Below are 10,086 nucleotides of genomic sequence, written 5' to 3'. Positions count from 1 at the left end.
TCGCTATCTATTCAAAGCCGAGTTTCTTAATCGCTTGATAGGCGTGATCCACTTCCTCTGGGATAGGCATTTCAATCTGAAAACCTTTAGCGGGGTACGATTTGATGCGTTCAAAATCCGCCACCAATGCGCCTAACACCATATCTAATGGCAACTCTTCATTAAAGTAATCGACCCAGTCCTGCCATTTGGAGGTTACGGTTATTTCCGTTGTCTCTTCAGGCCATTGTTTACTGAAGGTGGCGTAGGTTCGTTTCTCCATAAAAGGCTTCTGCACTAAGGTCAGTTTTTTCGGGGATAAGCCACACTCAGTAAGCAATTCGTATGTGAAGCGGACATTTTCACCCGTATTAGTCGCCTGTTTTTCAATGATAATGTCAGATTCCGGTACACCACTGTCTCGCGCAATCGCCGCAAAGGTTTCGGCCTCTGAACGGTCAAAATTGCCTTCAGTGAAGCGTCCAACACCACCGGAAAAAACGATGTAGGGCGCTATTTTTTGGTGATAAAGCTCGGCCGCATATTCCGCGACTCTTGTGTCGTTGCTGCATAACACAAAAATACAGTCTGAAGGCTCAACTTTATGACCCATAGACATGAAATTCCAAAGCGTATCGATCGAACGGTGCAGCTTATTTAATGGTTGTTTAGTCATGAAGAGCGTCCAATGTGGATTCAAACTTAAACGAATAGCCTAAGTCGAGAATCTTTTTTGAAGAGATCAGTTTGTCTGGGTCATTAACAATAGGTGGAAGTGGCTCGTTACTATTCGCGCTCTTTAAGGCTGCAGCATAGAACTCCGCTTTGCTTACTGTGTTTGGCGTTGTCACATTCGCGACTTCGTTATGCAGGTGACTGATTGCAAAATCAACCGCACCAATCGCATCATCAAGGTGCAGCATATTCGCTGGGGCTTGGTTACTCACTTGTTTGAGTTTACTGGCAAAGCGCGACGGGTGGCGATTTGGGCCAATTAACCCACTAAAGCGAAGGATGGTGTAATCAATACTAGAATCTATCACTGACTGCTCAGCTTGAAGCATGATTCGCGCGTTATCGGAGAATGTGCAAGCATCATCGCTCTCACCGTTTGCAAGCGCAAGTGATGCGTCATCTTCATAAAGAATGCCCGGTTTAGTTGGGTATACCGTCGTTGAACTGACCATGATGAGCTTTTTAATATTGGCTTTTTGACAAGCGCTAATAAGTAACTGCCAATAGTCGGCATACTCTTTTCCTGCGCCTTTTCTAAAGCCGGGAGGGAAGCTACCAATTACTATCTCGGAGTTGTTTTCGAGCAGCAAAGAGTAGAGTTGTCCCACGGTTTGATCAGGGTTTGACGAGTCAAAGCTGAATACTTCGCAGGGAATACGTTTACTACTGAGCGTGTCTGCACCTGCTTGGGTCGTTTTAGTGACGACGACGCGATTGCCATGTCTTTCTAGGTGTTCAGATAAAGGTGCGCCTACCCATCCAGCACCAACAATAAATATAGAAGCCATCTTTTCCTCACAACGACAAGCTAGGGATTTAATAAGCCTAACAAACCTATGGCCAAAAATGAAAAAACTCCACGGCCGAAGCGAGTGGAGTTTTTACTATAACAGTAGCGCTTTATTTAAGTACGCGAAGTAGCTTGTCTGCACGCTCTGCCATCTCAATACCTTCATCGGTTAGGTAACCACCGTCTGGTTGAGTACAAAGGTTTTTTTCGAATAGGCGCTTAACGGCGTCTTGAGTCTCTTGGCTAGCCTCTTGATGAACTTTAATGCCGGTAGCAGCGCTACTTACATCAAATTGAAGAAGGAGGTTTAAATCAGCAATATGTTCAGCGTTGTACTTCATAATTAACCTATAAATTCATAACGTTCTCTACCTTCACCTTAGTGCGCATTCCCGGCTCAAGCAACAGCAAATAAATAGATTTGATAACTGATACCAAATTGAATGATTAATCGTCGCATGGTGAAGTTATTTTGGTTGGATTGAGTGATTTGTGCCCACTTAAATGGCGAATGATGTTTATTGCTAAATGGTTGTAATATATTGTTGGACTAGAAATATATTGCATTCAGCTAATATTGTACAAAAAAGGAAATGCATCAGTGAGAGCAAACAAAGTAGCATTAGTTCTTAGCATGCTATTTGCAATCTCAGGTTGTCAAAGCACACCCTCAGAGCAGACAGACGCAAATCAAACCACAAATAACAACAATGAATCTGCAGCAGAGGTCCGTTCTTTTCATTCAGTACAGGTTGTTTACGCAGAGTGGCAATCCAAGCTTGAAAGTCATGCTCAATTGTCTCTCTATGCTCCAGAGAATTACAATGAGTTGCTAGACGCATGGGAAGACGCTGAAAGTATTTATGCCGATTTACTAAAAGACGAAACGCGTCTGACTAAAAGTTATTCTATTTTTTCGAGCTTAACTTACGCTGAAGCCTTCGACGAGAAAATCGCACTAATCAAATCAAACTATGACGCAATCCTAGTGCTTAAGAAAAAAGCGGATAGAATACTTGCTGATTCGATCGTGCAAATGGATTACCTAAAATACCTTGGTGCTGACACCATGTTTGCTTCGAGTTATAAGCGTTTGTATTCAGAATACAGTGAACTATTTGAGTATGTATTAGTTGATGAGCTAGAAGACGCTCAAGAAGCTCAAGTTGAATTCCTCAACAACGCTCGGCTGTTGGAAGTGAAAGTCGCACATAAGAAATACATCGAACCGTTAAAAGACGAATTAGAGTATTTAGAAGATGAAGATTTTGATGACGTTGTGCCGTTGACCTTTGCTAAGGCCTCTGCACAAATCGCGTTAGCTGAGAATCAGGTCAAAGCGAGCCCGCGTGAAAAGTCTATCATTGAAGATGCTGTTAAGGCTGCGGAGTTTGAGTTAGACCACGTACGAAGTGTCGCTCATGAAGTTAAAGTACTTGCGAGCATAAAAGGGGACAAGTTCGAGCAATCGGTGTTGAATGCTGAAAATCAGCTATTAAGCATTTCACAAGTGATCAACGATGAAGATTACCGTGACGTTGTGCTACGTCTTCAGTCTCAAAAAATTGTTGCCAGCATTAAAGCGCTTAAAAGCTCAGACATGACAGCTTTGCTGAAATCTAAAATCGAGTCTCTAACTGAACAAGTTGCGACATTAGAAAACGCAAACCAGCAGCTGGCGCAGCAGTTGTCAGAAGCAACAAAACGTAGTCAACTTCTCGACGAACAGATAACCAAGAGTGATGCACATATTAAGAGCTTGGAAGAACTGGTGGATAGTTTGAAGACTCTAGGCGGGAAGGTCGTTAATGAAAGTGATTCTGAACTGATGCCCACTAACACTGAATCAGATCTTGAAGATACAAGGTTAGAATCGGTATCAGATGAAGTGGTTGCCCCGTCGGTTTAGGACAACAAATCTCTTAATCTGTGACTGAGTTAAAAGCGCCTGAGGGCGCTTTTTTACGTTCTGTTGATCTATATCAAAATCTGGATGCAAAAGCCCTAAAAATACGTTTTTAGTGTACGTCATTTTTATTATTTTAACGTAACTTGTTGATATTTAAAGATGTGTTGTTTTTATTGGTAACAGGTTTTCATTCATTACAGTTTTGCTTTTACTACTAAAGTCGTATGAAATTTCAATATCATTATGAGTTTTGCATATTCTTGGTTGTTGAGCGGAATTTGAGTCAAAAATAGCTCTTGAATTCAGAAATGAAAGAGAGGATTATCGCGCTCCCGACGACATGTTTCAAAATGTAAATCATCATGAATCTAAACCAATTTGACTCATTATTACCGCCACAAATGGCTGAGCGCGCTGCAGATATTGGCGTAGGTAAAGCAACTAAAGATCCAATCAAATCTTTTCTACTAGCGATTTCAGCTGGTATCCATATCGGTATTGCGTTTGTGTTTTACACCATCGTTACTACCGGTGCTGGCGATTTACCATGGGGTATCACTCGCCTGTTGGGCGGTCTAGCATTCAGCTTGGGCTTAATTCTTGTTGTTGTCACTGGTGGTGAACTGTTTACAAGTTCAGTGCTTACTTTGGTGGCTCGTGCAAGTGGTAAAATCACTTGGAAAACACTGATTAAGAACTGGGCAACGGTTTATATTGGTAACCTGATTGGGGCACTATTGCTCGTAACTTGTATGCTATTGACTAAGCAATATATGTTTGATCATGGGCAAGTTGGTTTAAACGCGATGGCGATTTCTCAACATAAGATGCATCACGATTTTATCCAAGCTGTCGCGCTAGGCATCATGTGTAACGTGTTGGTTTGTATTGCGGTGTGGATGACTTTCAGTGGACGCACGCTGACTGACAAAATCGCGGTAATGATCTTGCCAGTTGCGATGTTTGTATCATCAGGTTTTGAGCACTGTATTGCGAATATGTTCCAAGTACCGCTTGCTATCGGTATTAAGACATTCGCTCCTGCTGAGTTCTGGACGATGACCGGAGCTAACCCTGCAGACTATGTTGACCTTAATATGATGGATTTTCTGACCAATAACCTGCTGCCTGTGACTTTAGGTAATATCATCGGTGGTGGTATCTTTGTTGGCATGTGGTATTGGATGATTTATCTACGCGACTAATTTCAAGCTCGGTGATTGCACCGAACTGACTGTGACACTAAAAAGACGGCCTGCATTGCAGGCCGTTTTTTATTTGTGGAAAACCATGTAATGGGATTCTCTCGTGAATAAGAGAAGGCCTAGCCACTACGATTTACAGATGTGTATATGTCGTTGAAATTAACCAAGGATCAAAGCAAATGATCTTTTGGGTGGAGGGATTGGATAAAAAAGGATCTATATTGATTTGGTTATCCACAGTTTCTGTGGATAACCTGTCTCAAATTCAGTGAGTAACCAGATCTCATGGTAGGGGAGCGGCTATTTAGAAGCCTGAATTTGTGCAAGAACTCGACCTTCTTTGGTCAGGGATGTCTTCAAAGATAGGTGCAATGCAAGTGCCAAAGAGCAACTCATCATGACAAAAATAGCCAGCATGATCATCAGTTGATATTTAATAGCGATCATTGGTGAAGCCCCACCTAGAATTTGCCCTGTCATCATTCCTGGTAGCGTTACTAAGCCGGTAGTGGCCATTGACGCCATAATGGGTGACATCGCCTTCTGTATTGCATTGCGTACAAATGGCGCCGCTGCGTAACTCGGTGCGGCTCCTAGGGCTATAGCCGCTTCATATTCTGATTTCTGTGTTTCGAAAGCGCCAAACAAGTTCTGTAGTGCCACTATATTACTGCTTAAGCTGTTACCTAAAAGCATCCCTGCAATGGGGATAAGGTATTGTGCACTAAACAACGGTGTCGGCTTAATGATAAAGAAGCAGATAAACAACACAATGGGTACACAGGTCACTGCAAGGCTAACGGCTACCGGGGCTAGCAGTAGCTTTCGGGGCAGTTTGGACTTTTCAACAATTGAGCTCGCCCCCACTATTATCATGGCGAACAACCACAATAAGTTGACCCATAAGCTATTCAAAGTGAACAGGTACTCCAAGTAAACACCAACTAGAAATAGCTGAATAGCCATGCGAACAATGCTAATAGTGGCCTCTTTACCCAGACCTAATTTCAGCTTGTGATTAATTGCAATGGGCAGGATAAGAAGTGAGCTAAAAAACAGCAACTGCCACCAAGATATGTCTATAACGTCTTGCATAGTGCTTCCTTTTAATTGGATACACATCATATCTGAAAGTGCCAAATGATGCATTTCAGCTCTTCAACAGTGAATTCAAGAAGTACTCAATAAATTAACAATGCGAGTACAAATTATTGGTCGTTTAAGGCATTTTTAGCTACTACTTAGTAGGTAAAACGTTAAAAATAGTTACAATGTGGTTGCATGGGTGTTGGTTTTTAACATCTTTGAAATATACTTAATTCTTCACATTTGCTAATACTTTTTAATATGTTTCTTTAACTGAAAACAACTCTGGATGAGCTCAAAAAAGTATTGATTAGCAAGGGTTATAACGGGAGATTTCATTGAACCCTACTTTGCGTATGGTTAAAATTTGTTGTTAGATACTCAAGAACTTTAGCCCCCTAGAATGGGCTACTCGAAATTACTAAATACAAAATAGGCAAAATGTATGAGTGATGTTAACAAAATTGAAACTGGCGAAAAACGCTCGCTGGAGTGGAAATCTTTCCTCTTCATTGCAGTGGTTCTCTTTCCAATATTAAGTGTTGCTTTTGTAGGTGGTTACGGCTTCCTAGTTTGGGCATTACAAGTGTTTGTATTCGGACCTCCTGGTGCTCACGGCGGCATGTAATGCCCTCACGTAACAACAATTTTTAAAATCAATATTTAAGAGAGCTAAACATGAAATCATTTTTAGTTAAATTATGGCGCACTATGACTCGCCCAGCAGTACACATCAGTTTGGGTGTACTAACTATGGGTGGCTTTATCGCGGGTGTTATCTTCTGGGGTGGTTTCAACACCGCTTTAGAACACACTAACACAGAGGAATTCTGTATCAGCTGTCACACTATGCGTGACAACGTATACGTAGAGCTACAAGAAACGGTTCACTGGAAAAACACTTCTGGTGTGCGTGCTACTTGTCCTGACTGTCACGTTCCACATGAATGGACAGCAAAGATCGCTCGTAAGATGCAAGCATCTAAAGAAGTATTCGCTCAAGTATTTGGTGATCTAGACACGCCAGAGAAATTCGAAGCTCGTCGTATTGAATTGGCTAAACACGAATGGGACCGTTTCTCTTCGAACAAGTCTCTAGAGTGTAAAAACTGCCACAACTACGATTCAATGGATTTCGAGAACATGCGCCCAACAGCGCGTATTCAAATGAAGAACGCAGCAGAGCGTGATCAAAGCTGTGTTGACTGTCACAAAGGTATTGCTCACAACCTTCCATTAGATATGGAATCGGCTAGTGGTATCGTTGGTGAGCTTGAGCAAGTTGCTAGCAGCACTTCTTACTCGAACGGTGCTGAAGTGATTTCAATTCGTCACCTTCCAATGTACACGGATGAGACTGCAACCGTTGAAGCGGGTCTACTAAGCCCTGCAAGTAAAGTTGCTGTGATCGATGAGAAAGGCGACATGATCAAGATTCAAATCGACGGTTGGCGTAAAGCGAAAGGCTTCGGACGTGTAATCCAAGAAGACTTCGGTATGAACATCTCAACGGCGATCTTGACGAAAGAAGTATCTCAAAGTGACGTAATCACTGTTGGTGAGAAGAAAGAAGATGAGCTAACTGGCCTTCCATGGGAAGAAGTTAACCTAGCACTTTGGATGAAGAAAGAGTCTATGGTTGATAACTTCGCTCCAATCTGGAACGCAGCTGGTCAAGCGTACCAATCTAACTGTTCAACTTGTCACTCACAACCAGATGAAGCGCACTTCAGTGCTAACGGTTGGGTAGGCATGCTAGATGGTATGATTGCATTCGTTAACTTCGACACAGATACAGAAGCATTGGTTCTTAAGTATCTACAGAAGCACTCATCAGATTTTTCTGAAGGCCATCACTAATAAGACGTCAATTGGAGTAACACAATGGCAATTACAAGAAGAAGTTTTCTGAAAGGTGTCGCAACGACTAGTGCGGCATCGGTTATCGGTCCAAGCTTATTGGCGTCGGCTTCAGCATCTGCTGCAGAAACAGACGGCACATGGAAAGTCTCTGGTTCTCACTGGGGTGCATTCCGAGCTCGCGTTTACGCGGGTAAAGTACAAGAAATTAAACCTCTAGAAATCGATCAGCACCCAACTGAAATGCTGAAAGGTATCAAGGGTATTATCTACAGCCCATCTCGTGTGCGTTACCCAATGGTTCGCCTAGATTGGTTTAAGAAGCATAAATACAGCGCAGATACGCGTGGTAACAACCGCTTTATTCGTGTGACTTGGGATGAGGCACTAGACCTTGTTTACCGCGAACTTGAGCGCGTACAGAAAGATTACGGTCCATGGGCGCTTCACACAGGTCAAACTGGTTGGAGACAAACTGGTCAATTCCACAGCTGTACTAACCACATGCAGCGTGCAATGGCGCTTCACGGTTACTCTGTGAAGAAAATCGGTGACTACTCGACAGGTGCTGGTCAAACGATCATGCCTTACGTACTAGGTTCTACTGAAGTTTATGCACAAGGTACATCTTGGGAACTTATCCTAGAAAACAGTGACAACATTGTTCTTTGGGGTAACGATCCAGTTAAAAACCTTCAAGTAGGTTGGACATGTGAGACTCACGAGTCGTTCGCATACCTAGAACAGCTGAAAGAAAAAGTTGCTAAGAAAGAAATTAACGTTGTTTCTGTTGACCCTGTTAAGAACAAAACAGGTCGTTACCTAGAAAACGAGCAGTTCTACATCAACCCACAAACTGACGTGGCGTTCATGCTTGGTGTTGCTCACGTACTTTACAATGAAGGTCTATACGACAAGAAGTTCATCGAAACTTACTGTCTAGGTTTTGAAGACTTCATCAAGTACGTTCAAGGTGAAACGAAAGATAAAGTTGAGAAGACTCCTGAGTGGGCTGCTGCTATCTGTGGCGCTAGCGCGGATTCTATCCGTGACTTCGCTAAGATGCTGGTTAACGGTCGTACACAGATTCTTGTTGGTTGGAGTATCCAGCGTCAACAACACGGTGAACAGCCTTACTGGATGTGTGCAGTTATCGCAGCAATGGTTGGCCAAATCGGTCTACCTGGCGGTGGTATCTCTTACGGTCACCACTACTCTGGTATCGGTGTATCTTCAACTGGTTTCGCTGCTCCGGGTTCTTTCCCGTTGAACATCGACCAAGGTCAGAAGCCTAAGTACACAAACACAGATTACAACGGTTACAGCCGCGTAATCCCAGTTGCTCGTTGGGTTGATAGCTTGCTAGAGCCGGGTAAGAAGATCAAAGCGAATGGCGCAACGGTCACACTGCCTGATATCAAGATGATGGTATTCAGTGGTAACAACCCGTGGCACCACCACCAAGATCGCAACAAGATGCGTAAAGCATTCAAGAGCCTACAAACTGTAGTTGCTGTTGATTTTGCTTGGACTGCAACTTGTCGTCACTCTGACATCGTGCTTCCTGCATGTACTCAGTGGGAACGTAACGATATCGATGGTTACGGCGCATACTCTGGCCGTGGTTTGATCGCGATGCATAAACTAGTGGATCCTCTGTTCCAGTCTAAGACTGACTTCGAGATCATGTCTAGCCTAACTAAACGTTGGGGTCGTTACGACGATTACACGCGTGGTATGGACGAAATGCAGTGGGTTAAATCTCTGTACGACGAATGTCGCGCAGCAAACGAAGGCAGCTTCGAAATGCCTGAGTTCGCTGAGTTCTGGGAAAAAGGTTTCCTAGACTTCGGTAAAGGTAAGCCATGGACTCGTCACGCTTCATTCCGTGAAGACCCAGAGATCAACGCATTAGGTACACCTTCTGGTTTCATCGAAATCACAAGCCGTACTGTTGGCAACATGGGTTACGAGCACTGTCAGGAACACCCAATGTGGTTCGAGAAATCTGAACGTTCACACGGTGGTCCAGGCTCTGACAAACACCCGTACTGGCTACAATCTTGTCACCCAGACAAGCGTCTTCACTCTCAGATGTGTGAATCTGAAGAGTGGCGTGCGACTTACGCGGTACAAGGCCGTGAGCCAATCTACATCAACCCAGTTGATGCTAAGAAGAAAGGCATCAAAGACGGTGACGTAGTACGTGTGTTCAACGACCGTGGTCAACTACTAGCAGGTGCTGTTCTAATGGATAGCTACGCTCCTGGTATTGTACGTATCGAAGAAGGCGCTTGGTACGGTCCGATCAACGAGAAAGTGGGCGCACTAGATACATACGGCGATCCAAATACACTAACTCAAGACATCGGTACTTCTGAGCTAGCTCAAGCGACGTCAGCAAACACATGTTTGGTCGACTTCGAGAAGTTCCAAGGCAAACTGCCTCCAGTAACTTCATTCGGTGGCCCAATCGAAGTTTCTTAAGCATCTCGCTTAAAAGCTAAGATTAAAGCTTGAAT

The 10,086-nt window shown here is 43.5% G+C and carries 9 protein-coding genes; 5 read left to right on the top strand and 4 right to left on the bottom strand.

The window, feature by feature from the left end; all coding sequences use genetic code 11:
• Window positions 1-7: 7 nt before the first annotated feature.
• From BCT81_RS14620 to BCT81_RS14610, 3 genes are all read right to left on the bottom strand, one after another.
• Window positions 8-655, bottom strand: coding sequence for a YdcF family protein (locus BCT81_RS14620; protein ID WP_008223556.1), 648 nt, complete (start codon window positions 653-655; stop codon window positions 8-10).
• Window positions 648-1,502, bottom strand: coding sequence for an NAD(P)H-binding protein (locus BCT81_RS14615; protein ID WP_102424894.1), 855 nt, complete (start codon window positions 1,500-1,502; stop codon window positions 648-650). The genes BCT81_RS14620 and BCT81_RS14615 overlap by 8 nt, the downstream gene beginning before the upstream one ends.
• Before the next feature lie 112 nt (window positions 1,503-1,614).
• Window positions 1,615-1,845: a TIGR02647 family protein gene (locus BCT81_RS14610; RefSeq protein WP_008223560.1), complete on the bottom strand. Its 231-nt coding sequence runs from the start codon at window positions 1,843-1,845 to the stop codon at window positions 1,615-1,617.
• Between the two features lie 260 nt (window positions 1,846-2,105).
• Between BCT81_RS14610 and BCT81_RS14605 the strand changes: the two genes are divergently transcribed.
• Together BCT81_RS14605 and focA are read left to right on the top strand one after the other, a co-directional pair.
• Window positions 2,106-3,413 (top strand): ATPase, encoded by a 1,308-nt coding sequence (locus tag BCT81_RS14605; protein WP_102424893.1) that lies wholly within the window; start codon window positions 2,106-2,108, stop codon window positions 3,411-3,413.
• 362 nt (window positions 3,414-3,775) lie between these two features.
• Window positions 3,776-4,618: a formate transporter FocA gene (gene focA, locus BCT81_RS14600; protein WP_102424892.1), complete on the top strand. Its 843-nt coding sequence runs from the start codon at window positions 3,776-3,778 to the stop codon at window positions 4,616-4,618.
• Window positions 4,619-4,918: 300 nt separating this feature from the next.
• Here the strand turns inward: focA and BCT81_RS14595 are convergent, their stop codons facing one another.
• A complete protein-coding gene (locus BCT81_RS14595) occupies window positions 4,919-5,713 on the bottom strand; it encodes an ABC transporter permease (RefSeq protein ID WP_102424891.1) in 795 nt (264 codons plus the stop codon).
• Window positions 5,714-6,149: 436 nt separating this feature from the next.
• Between BCT81_RS14595 and torE the strand changes: the two genes are divergently transcribed.
• From torE to torA, 3 genes are read left to right on the top strand one after another with little or no spacing between them, the layout of a single operon-like run.
• Window positions 6,150-6,332 carry a trimethylamine N-oxide reductase system protein TorE gene (gene torE, locus BCT81_RS14590; RefSeq protein WP_008222628.1) on the top strand — a complete coding sequence of 61 codons (183 nt, stop codon included), beginning with the start codon at window positions 6,150-6,152 and terminating at the stop codon, window positions 6,330-6,332.
• Between the two features lie 50 nt (window positions 6,333-6,382).
• Window positions 6,383-7,564 carry a pentaheme c-type cytochrome TorC gene (gene torC / locus BCT81_RS14585; protein WP_102424890.1) on the top strand — a complete coding sequence of 394 codons (1,182 nt, stop codon included), beginning with the start codon at window positions 6,383-6,385 and terminating at the stop codon, window positions 7,562-7,564.
• 24 nt (window positions 7,565-7,588) lie between these two features.
• Window positions 7,589-10,051, top strand: coding sequence for a trimethylamine-N-oxide reductase TorA (gene torA / locus BCT81_RS14580; protein WP_102424889.1), 2,463 nt, complete (start codon window positions 7,589-7,591; stop codon window positions 10,049-10,051).
• Window positions 10,052-10,086: the final 35 nt, after the last annotated feature.

The sequence above is a fragment of the Vibrio sp. 10N.261.52.A1 genome (assembly GCF_002876325.1).
In the GTDB taxonomy this organism is placed as follows: domain Bacteria; phylum Pseudomonadota; class Gammaproteobacteria; order Enterobacterales; family Vibrionaceae; genus Vibrio; species Vibrio chagasii.
Note: the sequence above shows the minus strand (reverse complement) of the source record. Positions and strands in the feature narration are given on the sequence as shown.

Coding starts and splice junctions, on each gene's coding strand:
- BCT81_RS14620 (WP_008223556.1), bottom strand. CDS start 655: ATGACTAAACAACCATTAAATAAGCTGCACCGTTCGATCGATACGCTT.
- BCT81_RS14615 (WP_102424894.1), bottom strand. CDS start 1,502: ATGGCTTCTATATTTATTGTTGGTGCTGGATGGGTAGGCGCACCTTTA.
- BCT81_RS14610 (WP_008223560.1), bottom strand. CDS start 1,845: ATGAAGTACAACGCTGAACATATTGCTGATTTAAACCTCCTTCTTCAA.
- focA (WP_102424892.1), top strand. CDS start 3,776: ATGAATCTAAACCAATTTGACTCATTATTACCGCCACAAATGGCTGAG.
- BCT81_RS14595 (WP_102424891.1), bottom strand. CDS start 5,713: ATGCAAGACGTTATAGACATATCTTGGTGGCAGTTGCTGTTTTTTAGC.
- torE (WP_008222628.1), top strand. CDS start 6,150: ATGAGTGATGTTAACAAAATTGAAACTGGCGAAAAACGCTCGCTGGAG.
- torC (WP_102424890.1), top strand. CDS start 6,383: ATGAAATCATTTTTAGTTAAATTATGGCGCACTATGACTCGCCCAGCA.
- torA (WP_102424889.1), top strand. CDS start 7,589: ATGGCAATTACAAGAAGAAGTTTTCTGAAAGGTGTCGCAACGACTAGT.